This is a genomic window from Variovorax sp. IB41, from assembly GCF_016405905.1.
In the GTDB taxonomy this organism is placed as follows: Bacteria; Pseudomonadota; Gammaproteobacteria; order Burkholderiales; family Burkholderiaceae_C; genus Variovorax.
Window position 1 is genome coordinate 20,093 of the sequence record NZ_JAEFCB010000027.1, and the last position, 14,850, is coordinate 34,942.

At 68.3% G+C, this 14,850-nt stretch carries 14 protein-coding genes; 10 read left to right on the plus strand and 4 right to left on the minus strand.

Annotated features, from left to right (window positions below):
- The first annotated feature begins 2 nt into the window (after positions 1–2).
- The 7 genes from JC881_RS29535 to JC881_RS29565 all read left to right on the plus strand — a co-directional run bounded on the left by JC881_RS29535 (position 3) and on the right by JC881_RS29565 (position 8,369).
- Positions 3–1,544 (plus strand): ammonium transporter, encoded by a 1,542-nt coding sequence (locus JC881_RS29535; protein ID WP_198789346.1) that lies wholly within the window; start codon positions 3–5, stop codon positions 1,542–1,544.
- A gap of 189 nt (positions 1,545–1,733) precedes the next feature.
- Complete coding sequence (locus JC881_RS29540) at positions 1,734–2,666, plus strand: SMP-30/gluconolactonase/LRE family protein (RefSeq protein ID WP_198789347.1); 933 nt, start codon at positions 1,734–1,736, stop codon at positions 2,664–2,666.
- 287 nt (positions 2,667–2,953) lie between these two features.
- Positions 2,954–3,835, plus strand: coding sequence for a LysR substrate-binding domain-containing protein (locus tag JC881_RS29545; RefSeq protein WP_198789348.1), 882 nt, complete (start codon positions 2,954–2,956; stop codon positions 3,833–3,835).
- Positions 3,836–3,967: 132 nt separating this feature from the next.
- Positions 3,968–5,470 carry an FAD-linked oxidase C-terminal domain-containing protein gene (locus JC881_RS29550; RefSeq protein WP_198789349.1) on the plus strand — a complete coding sequence of 501 codons (1,503 nt, stop codon included), beginning with the start codon at positions 3,968–3,970 and terminating at the stop codon, positions 5,468–5,470.
- Between the two features lie 27 nt (positions 5,471–5,497).
- Positions 5,498–6,592 carry a glycolate oxidase subunit GlcE gene (glcE, locus tag JC881_RS29555; RefSeq protein WP_198789350.1) on the plus strand — a complete coding sequence of 365 codons (1,095 nt, stop codon included), beginning with the start codon at positions 5,498–5,500 and terminating at the stop codon, positions 6,590–6,592.
- A gap of 19 nt (positions 6,593–6,611) precedes the next feature.
- A complete protein-coding gene (gene glcF, locus JC881_RS29560) occupies positions 6,612–7,847 on the plus strand; it encodes a glycolate oxidase subunit GlcF (protein WP_198789351.1) in 1,236 nt (411 codons plus the stop codon).
- 96 nt (positions 7,848–7,943) lie between these two features.
- Positions 7,944–8,369, plus strand: a complete 426-nt coding sequence (locus tag JC881_RS29565) for a carboxypeptidase regulatory-like domain-containing protein (RefSeq protein ID WP_198789352.1) — start codon at positions 7,944–7,946, stop codon at positions 8,367–8,369.
- 16 nt (positions 8,370–8,385) lie between these two features.
- Here JC881_RS29565 and JC881_RS29570 read toward each other — a convergent pair whose 3' ends face one another.
- From JC881_RS29570 to lplT, 3 genes are all read right to left on the minus strand, one after another.
- On the minus strand, positions 8,386–8,874 hold the full coding sequence (locus JC881_RS29570; RefSeq protein WP_198789353.1) for a glutathione peroxidase: 489 nt from the start codon (positions 8,872–8,874) through the stop codon (positions 8,386–8,388).
- A gap of 12 nt (positions 8,875–8,886) precedes the next feature.
- Complete coding sequence (locus JC881_RS29575; RefSeq protein WP_198789354.1) at positions 8,887–9,789, minus strand: DMT family transporter; 903 nt, start codon at positions 9,787–9,789, stop codon at positions 8,887–8,889.
- Positions 9,790–9,859: 70 nt separating this feature from the next.
- A complete protein-coding gene (gene lplT, locus JC881_RS29580) occupies positions 9,860–11,164 on the minus strand; it encodes a lysophospholipid transporter LplT (RefSeq protein ID WP_198789355.1) in 1,305 nt (434 codons plus the stop codon).
- Positions 11,165–11,366: 202 nt separating this feature from the next.
- On the opposite strand from lplT, the gene alr reads away from it, so the two are divergent.
- Positions 11,367–12,482 (plus strand): alanine racemase, encoded by a 1,116-nt coding sequence (alr, locus tag JC881_RS29585; protein WP_198789356.1) that lies wholly within the window; start codon positions 11,367–11,369, stop codon positions 12,480–12,482.
- Positions 12,479–13,216, plus strand: coding sequence for a hypothetical protein (locus JC881_RS29590; protein WP_198789357.1), 738 nt, complete (start codon positions 12,479–12,481; stop codon positions 13,214–13,216). Before alr ends, JC881_RS29590 begins: the two co-directional genes overlap by 4 nt.
- 19 nt (positions 13,217–13,235) lie before the next feature.
- On the opposite strand, the gene JC881_RS29595 is transcribed toward JC881_RS29590, so the two are convergent.
- Complete coding sequence (locus tag JC881_RS29595; protein WP_198789358.1) at positions 13,236–14,108, minus strand: LysR family transcriptional regulator; 873 nt, start codon at positions 14,106–14,108, stop codon at positions 13,236–13,238.
- 106 nt (positions 14,109–14,214) lie between these two features.
- On the opposite strand from JC881_RS29595, the gene JC881_RS29600 reads away from it, so the two are divergent.
- Positions 14,215–14,847: an FMN-dependent NADH-azoreductase gene (locus JC881_RS29600; protein ID WP_198789359.1), complete on the plus strand. Its 633-nt coding sequence runs from the start codon at positions 14,215–14,217 to the stop codon at positions 14,845–14,847.
- Positions 14,848–14,850: the final 3 nt, after the last annotated feature.

Sequence of the window (14,850 nt, forward strand, 5' to 3'; positions counted from 1 at the left end):
CTATGAAAAAACTGCTTGTCTCTCTTGCGCTCGGCTTGAGCGTTCTCGCCGCCGGCACGACCGGCTTTGCGCAAACTCCCGCCGCACCTGCTGAAGCGCCCGCCGCATCGGCGCCTGCTGCAGCAGCGCCCGCGGCCGCCCCGGCTGCTGCTGCGCCCGCTGCTGCTGCAGCAGCACCCGCTGCCGCTGAAGCCGCACCCGCCGCAGCGCCCGCGCCGTCCTTCAACAAGGGCGACACCAGCTGGATGATGCTGTCCACGCTGCTCGTGATCATGATGACCATCCCGGGCCTGGCCCTGTTCTACGGCGGCCTCGTGCGCAGCAAGAACATGCTGTCGGTGCTGATGCAGGTGATGGTCACCTTCTCGCTGATCGTGGTGCTGTGGCTCATCTATGGCTACAGCCTCGCGTTCACCGAGGGGAACGCCTTCTTCGGCGGATTCGACCGGCTCTTCATGAAGGGGATCTTCGATCCGGCCACCGGCGTCTTCGCACCCGGCGCGACCTTCAGCAAGGGCGTCTACATCCCCGAGCTGCTGTTCGCCGCCTTCCAGGCCACGTTCGCCGGCATCACCTGCTGCCTGATCGTGGGTGCCTTCGCCGAGCGCGCCAAGTTCTCGGCCGTGCTGCTGTTCATGGTGATCTGGTTCACCTTCAGCTACGCACCGCTGGCCCACATGGTCTGGTTCTGGATGGGCCCGGACGCCTACACCGCCGCCAACGTGGTGGACGCCAACAACGCCAAGGCCGGCCTGATCTGGCAGTGGGGCGCGCTGGACTTCGCAGGCGGCACCGTGGTGCACATCAACGCAGCCGTCGCCGGCCTCGTGGGTGCCTTCGTGATCGGCAAGCGCGTCGGTTACGGCAAGGAAGCCTTCACGCCGCACTCGCTCACGCTCACCATGGTCGGCGCCTCGCTGCTGTGGGTCGGCTGGTTCGGCTTCAACGCAGGCTCGGCCCTGGAAGCGGGCACCAGCGCCGTGCTCGCCTTCATGAACACCTTCTCGGCCACCGCCGCCGCCGTGCTCGCATGGTGCATCGGTGAAGCGCTGATGCGCGGCAAGGCCTCGATGCTGGGTGCCGCCTCGGGTGCCGTTGCAGGCCTCGTGGCCATCACCCCGGCCGCCGGCAACGTCGGCCTGATGGGCGCCCTCGTGATCGGTTTCATCGCCGGCTTCGCCTGCCTCTGGGGCGTCAACGGTCTCAAGAAGCTGCTCGGCGCGGACGACTCGCTGGACGTGTTCGGCGTGCACGGTGTCGGCGGCATCGTCGGCGCGCTGCTCACCGGCGTGTTCAACACCCAGGCGCTCGGCGGCCCCGGCCTCGTGGGCGACTGGGTCACGGCCAGCGTCGTGTCCAACGGCATCGGTGCCCAGGTCTGGATCCAGCTGAAGGGCGTGCTGCTGACCATCGTCTGGTCCGGTGTGGTGGCCTTCATCGCCTTCAAGATCGCCGACCTCACCATCGGCCTGCGTGTGTCGGAAGAAGAAGAGCGCGAAGGCCTCGACATCTCCGCCCACGGCGAAACTGCATACAACCGTTGATTCCCCACGGGGACGCCCTTCGGGGCTCCCCGGCCGGATGACCACCATCCTCTTTTTTCACAAGAACAATTCTTCGTAACGAGTTTTTCAAGCGAGGTCTCCTTTGGATGTTCAGCCCGCGAGCGCTCCGGCGCCAGCGGGCTTTTTTTTGCCCGTCGCCGCCATCGCGAGGGGCACAATCGCCACACCATGTGGACCTCCCTCGAAGACAGCCTCTGCGCGCTCGGCGAATCGCCGTTCTGGCACCCTGAAGAACGCGCCCTCTACTGGATCGACATCCCCGGCCGCGCCGTGTTGCGAACGCGCGGCGAGATCGGAACGCCATCCGCCACCGTCGAGCGATGGGCCCTGTCCACCGAGCCCGGCTGCATGGCGCCGGCCCGAAGCGGCGGCCTCGTGATCGCGCTGCGCGACGGCATCTACCGCGCGCGCGAATGGGGCGGCGAGCTGGTCGCGATGGCGCGCGTGGAACACGACGTGCGCACCATGCGCTTCAACGACGGCAAGTGCGATCCGCTCGGCCGGTTCTGGGGCGGCTCGCTCAACGAGGCGAAAGACCGCGCCAACGCCGCGCTCTATTGCTTCGATGCGCGCCCCGGCACCGATATCTCGCCCACGCTCTCGCAGATGGCCAACGAGTCCACCACCGCCAACGGCCTCGCGTTCTCCCCCGATGCGCGCACCCTGTACTGGGCCGACACCGCCGCGCACGTGGTCTGCGCATGGGACTGGGACGCCGAGGCCAACGCGCTCTCGCACGCCCGCGTGTTCCACCAGTTCGACGCCAAGCCCGAAGGCTGGACACCCGATTCGTCCGTTCGCTACGAAGGCCGCCCCGATGGTGCGACGGTCGATGCAGAAGGGCACTACTGGGTCGCGATGTTCGAAGGCGCGCAGCTGTTGCGCTTCGCGCCGTCCGGTGACATCGTGGCATCGGTGCCTGTGCCCGTGCAATGCCCGACGATGCCGTGCTTCGGCGGCGATGACCTCAAGACGCTCTTCGTCACGAGCGGCCGCAAAGGGCGTCCCGCCGCGGAGATCGAACGGCTGCCGGCATCGGGCACGGTGATCTCGATGCGCGTCGATACGCCAGGCTTGCCTGTCAATTTCTTCGAGGACTGAAGTGGGGCGTTCAGGGCGCGATCACGCCGACGGGGTGCCTTGCTCCGCGAATGTCCCCCGCCTTCGGCTCCTCCTTGATTTCGCTGCGCAAGGCACCCCATCGGCGTGCTCGTTTTCCAGTGCAGTCGCTGATCGGCCAGCACCACGACAGCGCTCGGCGTGCGCAGGGCATCGGGTGCTCCCCGCAGCGAAATCAAGGAGGAGGCCGCAGGCCGGGGGACATTCGCGGAGGGGAGTACCCGGTGGCCTGTGCACGCGCCCTGAACAAGAGGCCCGAGCGTAGACCCATGGTCCTTCAACACATCCCACCCATTCAGTGCCTGCTCACCTTCGAGGCCGTGGCGCGTTTGCGAAACGCAAGCCGCGCAGCCGATGAACTGTGCGTCACCCCCAGCGCCGTGAGCCACCGCATCCGCCAACTCGAAGCGCACGTCGGCTTCAAGCTCTTCGGCCGCAGCGACTTCAGCCTGACGGCCGACGGCGCCGCCTATCTTGCGAACGTGCGCACCGGCCTCGCCGCATTGCAGGCCACGCCGCTCGCGAACGCCGCACCGCGCGCCACGCGCCTGCGCATTGCCGTCACACCCACCTTCAGCCGCCAGTTCCTGATGCCCAGGCTCGAGCTGTTCCGCAACATCTATCCGGACATCGAACTCGTGCTGCAGGTGTCGATCCCGCTGCTCGACGTGACGGCCGAGCAGGCCGATCTTGAAGTGCGCTACGGCACCGGCGCGTATGCCGACTGCGAGCACCGCCTGCTGCTCGAAGAAGAAGTGGTGCCCGCCTGCAGCCCGAGCTACCTCAACGAGTTCGGCCCGTTCGATGGCTTTCGCACCGCGGCCGAGATCGCGAGCGCGCGGCTCATCCGCAGTCCGCTCGAACCTTGGGGCACGTGGTTCGCGCACTGCGGCATCGACCAGCCCGAGCCGCACGTCGGCTCGCAGTTCAATGACCTGGGGCTCGTCTACGACGCGGCCGCGAGCGGCTTCGGCGTGGCGCTGGTGCGCCAGAAGATGGGCGCCGCGTGGTTTGAATCGGGGCGGCTCGTGGCGCTGTCCGACCGGGCCGTGCCGTCGCCGCACCGGCACACCATCTGCTGGCAGCCCGGCACGCTGGAGCGCTGGGAGTGCGCGGCCTTCGTCGACTGGCTCGCGCAGAGCCTGCGCTGACCAGCCCGGCTCGCCGGCGAAGTTCTCTCAAGCGCCGCGCGAAAAAGCTTCAACCCGGCGCCGCCGCATTTCCGTAGAGTGCGGTACACCACGAGACATCCCGCCAGAACAAGAGAAAGACGAGGCCGCCGCATGAATGCGCCGCTCACCGCCGTCCAGCACGGCTCGCTACAGAAAACGGAGCGCCAGTCGCAGGTCGTGCGCGCGCTGCAGGCGCACCTGCCCGCGCATGCGCTGATCTGGCACGCCGAGGACACCACGCCCTACGAGTGCGACGGCCTCACCGCCTACCGGCAGCGGCCGCTCGTCGTGGCGTTGCCCGAGACCGAGGCGCAGGTCGCGGCCGTGCTCAAGACCTGCCACCAGTTGGGCGTGCCCGTGGTGGCGCGCGGCGCGGGCACCGGGCTCTCGGGCGGCGCGATGCCGCATGCGCTGGGCGTGACGCTGTCGCTGGCCAAGTTCAACCGCATCCTGAAGATCGATCCGGTGAGCCGCACGGCGGTCGTGCAGTGCGGCGTGCGCAACCTCGCGATCAGCGAGGCGGCCGCGCCGTTCAACCTCTACTACGCCCCCGATCCCTCGAGCCAGATCGCCTGCACGATCGGCGGCAACGTGGCCGAGAACTCGGGCGGCGTGCATTGCCTGAAGTACGGCCTCACGCTGCACAACGTGCTGCGCGTGCGCGGTTTCACCGCAGAGGGCGAGGCGATCGAATTCGGCGGCGAGGCGCTCGATGCGCCGGGCCTGGACCTGCTCGCGCTGGTCATCGGCAGTGAGGGCATGCTGGCCGTGACCACCGAGGTCACCGTCAAGCTCGTGCCCAAGCCGCAGCTCGCGCGCTGCATCATGGCCAGTTTCGACGACGTGCGCAAAGCCGGCGATGCGGTCGCGGCGGTGATCGCGGCCGGCATCATTCCCGCGGGCCTGGAGATGATGGACAAGCCCATGACCGCCGCCGTCGAGGACTTCGTGCGCGCGGGCTACGACCTCGACGCGGCGGCGATCCTGCTGTGCGAATCCGACGGCACGCCCGAAGAGGTCGAAGAAGAAATCGGCCGCATGACCGCCGTGCTGCGCGGCTGCGGCGCCACCGCCATCGCGGTGAGCAACAGCGAAGACGAGCGCATGAAATTCTGGAGCGGCCGCAAGAACGCCTTTCCGGCGTCGGGCCGCATCAGCCCCGACTACATGTGCCTGGATTCGACCATCCCGCGCAAGCGCCTGGCGGACATCCTGCTCGCGATCCAGGAGATGGAAAAGAAATACAACTTGCGCTGCTGCAACGTGTTCCACGCGGGCGACGGCAACCTGCACCCGCTGGTGCTGTTCGATGCGAACGACCCCGACGAGCTGCACCGCTGCGAGCTCTTCGGCGCCGACATCCTTGAGACCAGCGTCGCGATGGGCGGCACGGTGTCGGGCGAGCACGGCGTGGGCGTGGAGAAGCTCAACAGCATGTGCGTGCAGTTCACCGCCGGCGAGAACGAGCAGATGTTCGGCGTGAAGCGCGCGTTCGATCCGGCCGGGCTGCTCAATCCGGGCAAGGTGATTCCGACGCTGCAGCGCTGTGCCGAGTACGGCAAGCAGGTGGTGCGCGGCGGGCAGTTGCCGCATCCGGATCTGCCGCGCTTCTGAGAACGACGAGAACAAAAAAAAGAGACCATGGATTCAGCTCTCAAACAGATCGTCGAGCGCATTCGCGCCGCGGCGGCCGATGCCGCGCCGCTTTGCATTCGCGGCGGCGGCACCAAGGATTTCTACGGCGAGGCGCTGCAAGGCGACATCCTCGACACCACCGCGCTCACAGGCATCACGAGCTACGAGCCGAGCGAGCTCGTCGTCACCGTGCGCGCCGGCACGCCGCTCGCCGAACTCGAAGCCGCGCTGGCAGAGAAGGGGCAGTGCCTGCCCTTCGAGCCGCCGCACTTCGGCAGCAGCGGCGGCACGGTGGGCGGCATGGTCGCCGCAGGCTTGAGCGGCCCCGCGCGCGCCAGCGTGGGTGCGGTGCGCGACTACGTGCTCGGCGCCACGCTCGTCAACGGCCGCGCAGAAGTGCTGAGCTTCGGCGGACAGGTGATGAAGAACGTCGCGGGCTACGACGTCTCGCGCGTGCTCGCCGGCTCGCTCGGCACGCTCGGTTTGATCGCCGAGGTGAGCCTCAAGGTGCTGCCCGTCGCGCCCGCCGAGGCCACGCTCGAATTCGCCTGCGGCCAGGCCGATGCGCTGCGGCTGCTCAACGAATGGGGCGGCCGGCCGCTGCCGCTGAATGCGAGCTGCTGGTTCGAGAACGTCGGTACGGGCACGCTCTACCTTCGGCTGCGCGGCGCGGTCGCGGCCGTGGAAGCGGCATGCACGCACCTCGGCGGCGAGCGCAAGGACAACGCACGCGCCGCCGCCGATTGGCAGGCGCTGCGCGATCAGCAGTTGCCATGGTTCGATACGGCCAACGGGCCGCATGCACTCTGGCGCCTCTCGGTGCCGCAGACCGCGCCCGTGCTCGCCATCGATGGCATCGCGCCGCTGATCGAGTGGCACGGCGGACAGCGCTGGTACAAGGCGCCGCCAGATCGAGCCGCGCGCATCCGCGAGATCGCGCACACAGCGGGCGGACACGCCACGCTGTTCAGGACATCGGCCTCGGACGTCCCCCGCTTCGATGCGATGAGCGCCCCCATCGCCCGCATCCACCGCGCGCTGATGCGCGAGTTCGACCCGCACCGCATCTTCAACCGCGGCCGGCTTTTCGCAGACGAATAAAAAGAGACGACACCCCGCGATGCAAACCGAACTCGCCCCCGAATTCCGCGACACCGACGAAGGCCGCGAGGCCGAAGCGATCCTGCGCAAGTGCGTTCACTGCGGCTTCTGCACGGCCACCTGCCCGACCTACCAGCTGCTGGGCGACGAGCTGGACGGCCCGCGCGGGCGCATCTACCTCATCAAGCAGGTGCTCGAAGGCAAGGCGCCGACGCGCAGCACGCAGCTGCACCTGGACCGGTGCCTGACCTGCCGCAACTGCGAGAGCACCTGCCCGAGCGGCGTGCAGTACGGCAACCTCGTGGACATCGGCCGCAAGATCGTCGATGAGAAGGTGCCGCGTCCCGCGCTGGAATCGGCCACGCGCTGGCTCTTGAAGGAAGGACTGCCGTCGCCGCTCTTCGGCCCCGCGATGAAGCTCGGGCAGTCGGTGCGCGGCCTCCTGCCCGATGCGCTCAAGGCCAAGGTGCCCGCCAAGCAGGAGGCCGGTGCATGGCCCACCGCCATGCATGCGCGCAAGGTGCTGATGCTCGCGGGCTGCGTGCAGCCCTCGATGATGCCCAACATCAACAGCGCCACCGCGCGCGTGCTCGATGCGGCGGGCATCCAGGTTGTGATCGCGAAGGAGGCCGGCTGCTGCGGCGCGGTGAAGTTCCACCTCAACGACCAGGAGGGCGGCAAGGCGCAGATGCGCGCCAACATCGATGCGTGGTGGCCGCGAGTGGAGCGCAACGAGGTCGAGGCCATCGTGATGAACGCCTCGGGCTGCGGCGTCACCGTGCGCGAGTACGGTCACATCCTGCAGCACGATGCGGCCTACGCGGCGAAGGCGGCGCGCATCAGCGAACTGACGCGCGACCTGAGCGAGCTGCTGCCCGATCTCGTGCCGGCATTGAAGGCCCGCGTGCGCGCGCCCGAAGGCGTAATCGCCTACCACCCGCCCTGCACGCTGCAGCACGGCCAGAAGCTGCGCGGCGGCGTGGAGACGCACCTGCGGGCGCTCGGCTTCGACGTGCGCGTGGCCATGAACGAATCGCACCTGTGCTGCGGTTCGGCGGGCACGTATTCGGTGTTGCAGCCCGAACTGGCCTATCCGCTGCGCGACCGCAAGCTGGGGCACCTGAAGCAGCTGCAGCCCACCGTCATCGCCTCGGCCAACATCGGCTGCATCACGCACCTGCAAAGCGGCAGCGCAGAGACGCCGGTGCGGCACTGGGTGGAGCTGCTGGACGCCGCACTCGGCGCGCGAGGGTAGGGCCTGATCGCACAGCAGCGCAGGGCGCGGTCCGACTCGCGCGGCGGGCATCGGCGGCGCATCATGGCGGCACCGAATCTGCAAGGAGCCTGTGCCATGTCCCACGTTACCCAACTTCCGCTGCGACGCGTTCTGCTGGCCTGCGCTTGCGTGGCCGGTGCCATGGCGGCGCACGCCCAGTCCGCGATGCCCGCGTGGCAGGGCGCCGGCCCCACGCGCTACGTGTGCGGCGGCATCGGCTCCGACGAATCGAACGCCATGCGCGCGGCGATGAAGGAGCATCCGCTCTCGCTGCTGTTCGCGCGCGCCGACGGCGCCTACATGGCCAGCGTGGATGTCACGATCAAGGGCGGCGATGCCGGCTCGTCAGCCGCCATGGCCTTTCGCGCCGGCGGCCCGGTGTGCCTGATCGACATCCCCGACGGGCGCTACACCATCGATGTCACTACGCCCGGCGGGCAGGCCAAGAGCCAGGCGGTGACGGTGGGCGGCGGCGCGAAGACCGCCAGCTTCCGGTTCTGAAGAGAGCCGTCGGCCTTCAGCCGGCCGCCAGCGCCGCCTCGACATCGCGCGTGAGCGAGGCGGGCGTATCGAGCGGCGCATAGCGCTTGAGTACCGTGCCGTCGCGCCCGACGAGGAACTTGGTGAAGTTCCACTTGATGGCCGTCAGGCCCAGGAGGCCCGGCTTCTCCTTGGTGAGCCACTGGTAGAGCGGCGCGGCGTTGCTGCCGTTGACGTCGATCTTCTCCATCATCGGAAAACTCACGCCGTAGTTCTTGGTGCAGAAGGCCCCGATTTCCTCGTTGGTGCCCGGGTCCTGCGCGCCGAACTGGTTCGAGGGAAAGCCCAGCACCGCGAGGCCCTGGCCGGCGTACTTCTCGTGCAGCGCCTCCAGCCCGGCGAACTGCGGCGTGAAGCCGCATTTGCTCGCGGTGTTGACGATCAGCAGCACCTTGCCCTTGAAGGCGGAGAGCTTCACCGGCTTGCCGTCGATCTGGTTGGCCTCGAAGTCGTAGACGCTGGTCATGATGGGTGTTCCTCAGGTGGACGCAGAGGCGCGATCATCGCCCCGCGCGGGCGTTCGCGCAAACGCGGCCCAGACGGCGCCCAGCACGATCAGCGCGCCGCCCACGAGGATGCGCGGGTCCATCGTGGAGGCGCCGAGCGCGACCGACGAGACGCTGGCGAACAGCACCTCCGACAGCATGATCACCGAGGTCGCGCTCGCCGCGAGGCGCGCCGCGCCGTACTGCAGGCACACGTTGGCGACGACGAAGCCCGTGCCCAGCAGCGCGGCCCAGCCGAGCCAGCCGGGCGTGGCCTGCAGCGGCGAAGCGATGGCACCGATCGCGGTGCCGCCGAGCGCCGCGACGCCCGCCACGAACGTGCAGCCGCAGAACATCGCGAGCGCGCGCGATTCGCCCGGGGCTTGCCGCAGGTGGCGCAGCACGATGTTGGTCACCGCGAAGCCGAAGCCGGCCGCAAGGCCCAGCCAGTCGGGCAGGCTCGAGGGCACGGGCCAGTCGGTGCCCGGCGCCTTGAGCACCACCACCACGCCGGTGAGCGCCAGTGCCACGCGCGCGAGCGCGCCGCCCGTGGGCCGCTCGCCCAGGAGCAGCCAGCCCAGCAGCACGCTCCACAGCGGCATCAGGTAGAACAGCAGCACCACGCGCACCACGTCGCCCTGCGTCACCGCCCAGTTGAAGCCCACGTTGGTGAAGCCGGCCGCCAGACCCAGCACCGCGAGCATCGGGTAGGCCGCGAAGCCCTTCCATGCGTGGCGGCGCACGAGGGCCATCACGAGCGCCATCACGAAGGTGATAGCCAGGTAGATGAGGCAGGTGGTCCACACCGGATGCAGGCCGTGCCGCTCGATGTGCCGGAAGGGAAACCACGACAGCCCCCAGACGAAGGCGTTGAAGATCAGTGCGAGCGCGGGCATGGTGGCGTTGGAAAAATGAAGGCTTCGGCGCTCGGCGCGCCGGCCGTCTCACCAACGCAGTCGCGCAAGGTCAGTGATGTTTGTCGCTGCGGGCGATGGCAAGGAGGTGCTCGACTTCTTCCGGGTACTTCTTCACGTTGTTCTCGTGCCAGCGCTTGATGAGCCACATGCAGCCCGCCACCACGAGGCCGAAGGCGCTGATCGCGCCGTAGGCCGAGAGACCCAGCCCCGTGCACACGCTGTAGAAGCCGCCCAACAGAAGAATGCAGGCCTGCTCGTTGAAGTTCTGCACCGCGATCGATCGGCCCGCGCCCATGAGGTTGTGGCCGCGGTGCTGCAGCAGCGCATTCATCGGCACCACCAGGAAGCCGCCGAGGCCGCCCAGGATGATGAGGAACGGCACCGCGAGCCACACGTTGCCGATGAAGTTCATGCAGATGACCATGAGGCCCATCGCGATGCCCATCGGGATCACGCGGGTGGCCATGTCCAGCCGCATGCGCATCGAGGCCACGATGGCGCCCACGGCCGTGCCGATGGTCACCACGCCGGTGAGCGCCGAGGCCTGCGTCGTGTTGTAGCCCAGCGCGAGCGAGGCCCACGCGAGCACGATGTACTTGAGGTTGCCGCCCGCGCCCCAGAAGAGCGTGGTGGTGGCCAGCGAGATCTGGCCGAGGCGGTCGCGCCACAGGCGCGCGTTGCAATGCCAGAAGTCGGGCAGCAACGCGGCGATGTTGCGCACGAAGCTGTGATCGGGATTGGAGCGCAGCGGGCGCATCTCCACGCCCGTGTGCGGGATGCGCGTGTTGAACCAGGCGGCCAGCGCGTAGACGAAGATCAGCACCGAGATCGCGGCCTCGGCCGGCGAATCGATGCCGGTGTCGATCATCGGGAAATCGAAGGCCAGCAAGTGGCTGGAGACCGCATGGCCCACCAGCGTGCCGCCGAGCACGATGCCCAGGAGGATGGAGGCGATGGTGAGCCCCTCGATCCAGCCGTTGGCCTTGACCAGCTGGGAGGCGGGCAGCAGCTCGGTGAGGATGCCGTACTTGGCCGGCGAATACGCCGCCGCGCCCAGGCCCACGATCGAGTACGACAAGAGCGGGTGCGAGCCGAACAGCATCATCAGGCAGCCGATCACCTTGATCGCATTGCTGATGAACATCACCTTGCCCTTGGGCAGCGCATCCGCGAAGGCGCCCACCAGCGGCGCGAGCACCACATAGAAGACCGCGAAGATCGGCACCAGGGCCGCGCGTTGCCATTCGGGGGCGCCCGAACTTCGCATGAGATCGACGGCAACAACGAAAAGCGCTTGGTCGGCCAGCGACGAAAAGAACTGGGCCGACATGATCGTGTAGAAACCGCGCTTCATCGATGGGCTGGCTGGCCAGAGGGTCTGCTGGCGGTAGTGAAAAAGTGTCGCGTCCGGAGCGAATGGGCGGTTATAGCATGGGGGTACGACGCGCAAATGGGCATCCCTTCCGTATTCGACCCCATTCCCGGAAATGCTAAAACGTGGTCTGAATTTGCCCTTCATCCGTTTGCAGTCCGATCGCAGCCCGCACAGAGCACCTATGCCGCGCCCCATTCTCGCCACCGTCCACACCGCAGCCCTTCGCAACAACCTGGAGCGCGTTCGTCGCTCGGCCCTGGACGCCCGCGTCTGGGCGGTGGTCAAGGCCAACGCCTATGGCCATGGCATCGAGCGGGTCTACGAGGGCCTGCGCGGCGCCGACGGCTTTGCGCTGCTCGACCTGGCCGAGGCCGAGCGCGTGCGCGCCCTGGGCTGGCGCGGCCCCGTGCTGCTGCTCGAAGGCGTGTTCGATGCGCGCGACCTGGAGCTGTGCTCGCGCCTGGACCTCTGGCACACCGTGCATTGCGACGAGCAGATCGACATGCTCGCTGCGCACAAGACCCTCAAGCCGCAACGTGTTTTCCTGAAGATGAACTCGGGCATGAACCGCCTGGGCTTCACGCCTGAGCGCTTCGCCTCGGCCTGGACGCGCCTCAATGCATTGACGCAGGTCGACGAGATTTCGCTGATGACGCACTTCAGCGATGCCGATGGCGCCCGCGGCATCGCGCACCAGCTCGAAGCCTTCGAGCGCGCGACGCGCGACCTGCCGGGCGAGCGCTCCATCGCCAACAGCGCGGCCACCCTGCGTCACCCCGACCAGACGCGCGGCGACTGGGTGCGCCCCGGCATCATCCTGTACGGCAGCGCGCCCGACTTTCCGGTGAACGACGCGGCGCACTGGCAGCTGCAGCCCACCATGACGCTTTCCACGAAACTGCTCTCGGTGCAGACGCTCAAGGCCGGCGACACCATCGGCTACGGCTCCAACTTCACGGCCGAGGGGCCGCTCACCATCGGCGTGGCCGCGGTGGGCTACGGCGACGGCTATCCGCGCCACTGCAACACCGGAACGCCCGTGCTGGTGAACGGCGTGCGCACCCGCATGGTGGGCCGCGTGAGCATGGACATGATCACCGTGGACCTCACGCCCGTGCCCGATGCGAAGTTCGGCAGCGAGGTCACGCTGTGGGGCCGCTCGACGGTCACCGACGCGGTGCTGTCCATCGACGAAGTCGCGCAGGCGGCGGGCACCGTCGGCTACGAACTCATGTGCGCCGTGGCGCAACGCGTGCCGTTCGCGCCCGCCGAGGCCGACCCAGACACGCAGCAATGAAGGTCCTTTCCAACTGGCGCTCCATGCGCCTTTGGGAAACGCAGATCGAGCGCGACCTGCACCGCAGCCACAGCCTGCGCACGCACGGCATCCTGATCGGCACCTTCATGCTGCTGCTGATGTGGGGCGTGTCGGCACTGCAGATGCACCTGCTGCATGTGGACTCGCTGGCGGTGCGCTACTGCCTCACGCTGGGCGTGGGGTACCTCGGCTATCTGCTGGTGCTGCGCTGGTGGGCGCGGCGGCTCGTCGAGAACGGGGTGGGCGTCGATCTCGATGTGGGCGTTGGCGACGCTATCGACGCGGCCGACCTCGCATTGGATGTGGCCGCCAGCGCGAGCAACACCGGCTTCGGCGGCGCGGCCGACATGGCCGGCGGCGCGCTCGAACTGGCGGGCGAATCCGACGAAGGCGCGATCATCGTCGTGCCGGTGGTCGCCATCTTCCTGATCTGCGTGGCGGTGCTCTTTGGCGCGGGCTCGCTCGTGCTGCTGTATTTCAGCTGGGACGCGCTCCTGGCCGTGGCCATCGAGGTGGCGTTCTCGTATGTGTCGGCGCGCGCCGCGGTGCGCGTGGCGCGCGAGGGCTGGCTTGTGGCTGCAGTGCGGCTCACCTGGAAGCCGCTGCTGGGCGCGGTGATCTCCGCCGTGATCCTGGGCGCGCTGCTCGACCACTTCATGCCGCAGGTCAATTCGTTGCCCGAGGCGGTGCGCGTTCTGCTGAAGACGCACTGAGCCTTTTCCAACCGAAGCTTCAGCGCGCAGCCGCCGCGCCCCGCCAGCGAAAGCAGGCCTCCCGAATCAGCTGGACCAGCTCGCGCAGCGGCTCGGTCGCCCTGCTCTCGATGAACCGGATCGCGAAGTGCGCGGGCGGCAGATCCGGCAGGAAGCCGCCCGCCGGAATCGGGCGCAGTTCCGGCGGCATGGCCGATGGCGTGAGCACCGTCACGGCCAGCCCGGCGCACGCCGCCTCCACCACCGCACGGGCGCTGTGCGCCGTCAGCACAACCTGCCAGTTCGTGCCATGGCGCTGCAACGAGGCCAGCGCGGCCTCGCGGTAAGGGCAGGGCTCCGAGAGAAAGGCGAAGGGCACGGGCAGCTCCGGATCGAGCAGCGATTTTTCGGCGTAGGCCCACACCATCGGCTCGATCCACAGTGTCTCGCCCTGCATCTGCGCATCGCAGAACGCGCCCACCACGAGGTCCAGCGCGCCCAGTTCGACCTGCCGCGCCAGCGTGGTGCTGATGTCGCCGGTCACCTCCACGTGGATATCCGGGCGTGACTGCCGAAAGCCCGCGAGCGCGGCGTAGAGCCATTCGCCCGCGAAGCCCTCGGAGCAGCCCAGGCGCAGCGTCGTCGCGGGCTTGCGCGAGGCGCCCATCCTGAGCACCGCCTGCTCCTGCAGCGTCATGATGCTGCGCGCGTAGCTCAGCAGGATGGCGCCCTTGCGCGTGAGCGCGAGCGAGCGCGTGGTGCGCTCGAAGACGCGGCAGCCGGCCTGCTCCTCGAGCCGCTTGACCTGGGCGCTGACGGCCGATTGCGTCAGGTGCAGCACCCCGGAGGCACGGGTGACGCTGCCGTGGTCGGCCACGGCGATGAAGGTGCGTAGGAGGATCGAGTCGAGCATGGGTTTCAGTGCCGATGATGCTGAATGGTTGTGAATTATGTTGATTGTCTTGTGAACGGGCGCAGCTTAGCCTGCGGGCCCGTCAACATCCGAGGCAACCGCCACCATGAAGGAACTTCTCTACATCGAGGCCTCGCCACGCAAGTCGCGCTCCGCCAGCATCGAGGTCGCCCGCGCATTCATCGACGCGGCCCAGGTTCGGCACCCGGGCTGCAAGGTCACCGTGCGCGATCTCTGGGGCTCGCCGCTGCCCGAGCTTTCGCAGGACATGATGGACGCCAAGTACGCGGGCATCCAGGGGCTGGAACGGACGGCGGCGCAGCGCACGGCGTGGGAAGACATCGAGCGGCTGGCCGCGCCGTTCCACGCGGCCGACCACATCCTGCTGGCCCTGCCGCTGTGGAACTTCGGCATTCCCTACCGGCTGAAGCAGTTCATCGACCTGGTGACGCACAAGGACGTGCTCTTTCGCTTCGATGCCAACGGCATGTCGGGCATGCTCGCGACGCCCAAGGCCACGGTGGTCTGCGCGCGCGGCCTGGACTATCCGCTGGGCGACGGCGGATCGGCCCATGCGATGGATTTCCAGAAGCCCTACATCGAGACCTGGTTGCGCTTCATCGGCGTGAAGCAGGTCGACACGGTCGTGGTCGAGAAGACCTTGCTCGGCGCGGAGGTGGACACCGCCTCGCGCGCGGCGGCCAGGCAGGAGGCCGTCGCGCTCGCACGCGCGGCCTGAGCG

What these genes read in the sequence shown, in the direction of transcription:
- JC881_RS29535 (WP_198789346.1), top strand. Translation starts at nt 3, where the DNA reads ATGAAAAAACTGCTTGTCTCTCTTGCGCTCGGCTTGAGCGTTCTCGCC.
- JC881_RS29540 (WP_198789347.1), top strand. Translation starts at nt 1,734, where the DNA reads ATGTGGACCTCCCTCGAAGACAGCCTCTGCGCGCTCGGCGAATCGCCG.
- JC881_RS29545 (WP_198789348.1), top strand. Translation starts at nt 2,954, where the DNA reads ATGGTCCTTCAACACATCCCACCCATTCAGTGCCTGCTCACCTTCGAG.
- JC881_RS29550 (WP_198789349.1), top strand. Translation starts at nt 3,968, where the DNA reads ATGAATGCGCCGCTCACCGCCGTCCAGCACGGCTCGCTACAGAAAACG.
- glcE (WP_198789350.1), top strand. Translation starts at nt 5,498, where the DNA reads ATGGATTCAGCTCTCAAACAGATCGTCGAGCGCATTCGCGCCGCGGCG.
- glcF (WP_198789351.1), top strand. Translation starts at nt 6,612, where the DNA reads ATGCAAACCGAACTCGCCCCCGAATTCCGCGACACCGACGAAGGCCGC.
- JC881_RS29565 (WP_198789352.1), top strand. Translation starts at nt 7,944, where the DNA reads ATGTCCCACGTTACCCAACTTCCGCTGCGACGCGTTCTGCTGGCCTGC.
- JC881_RS29570 (WP_198789353.1), bottom strand. Translation starts at nt 8,874, where the DNA reads ATGACCAGCGTCTACGACTTCGAGGCCAACCAGATCGACGGCAAGCCG.
- JC881_RS29575 (WP_198789354.1), bottom strand. Translation starts at nt 9,789, where the DNA reads ATGCCCGCGCTCGCACTGATCTTCAACGCCTTCGTCTGGGGGCTGTCG.
- lplT (WP_198789355.1), bottom strand. Translation starts at nt 11,164, where the DNA reads ATGAAGCGCGGTTTCTACACGATCATGTCGGCCCAGTTCTTTTCGTCG.
- alr (WP_198789356.1), top strand. Translation starts at nt 11,367, where the DNA reads ATGCCGCGCCCCATTCTCGCCACCGTCCACACCGCAGCCCTTCGCAAC.
- JC881_RS29590 (WP_198789357.1), top strand. Translation starts at nt 12,479, where the DNA reads ATGAAGGTCCTTTCCAACTGGCGCTCCATGCGCCTTTGGGAAACGCAG.
- JC881_RS29595 (WP_198789358.1), bottom strand. Translation starts at nt 14,108, where the DNA reads ATGCTCGACTCGATCCTCCTACGCACCTTCATCGCCGTGGCCGACCAC.
- JC881_RS29600 (WP_198789359.1), top strand. Translation starts at nt 14,215, where the DNA reads ATGAAGGAACTTCTCTACATCGAGGCCTCGCCACGCAAGTCGCGCTCC.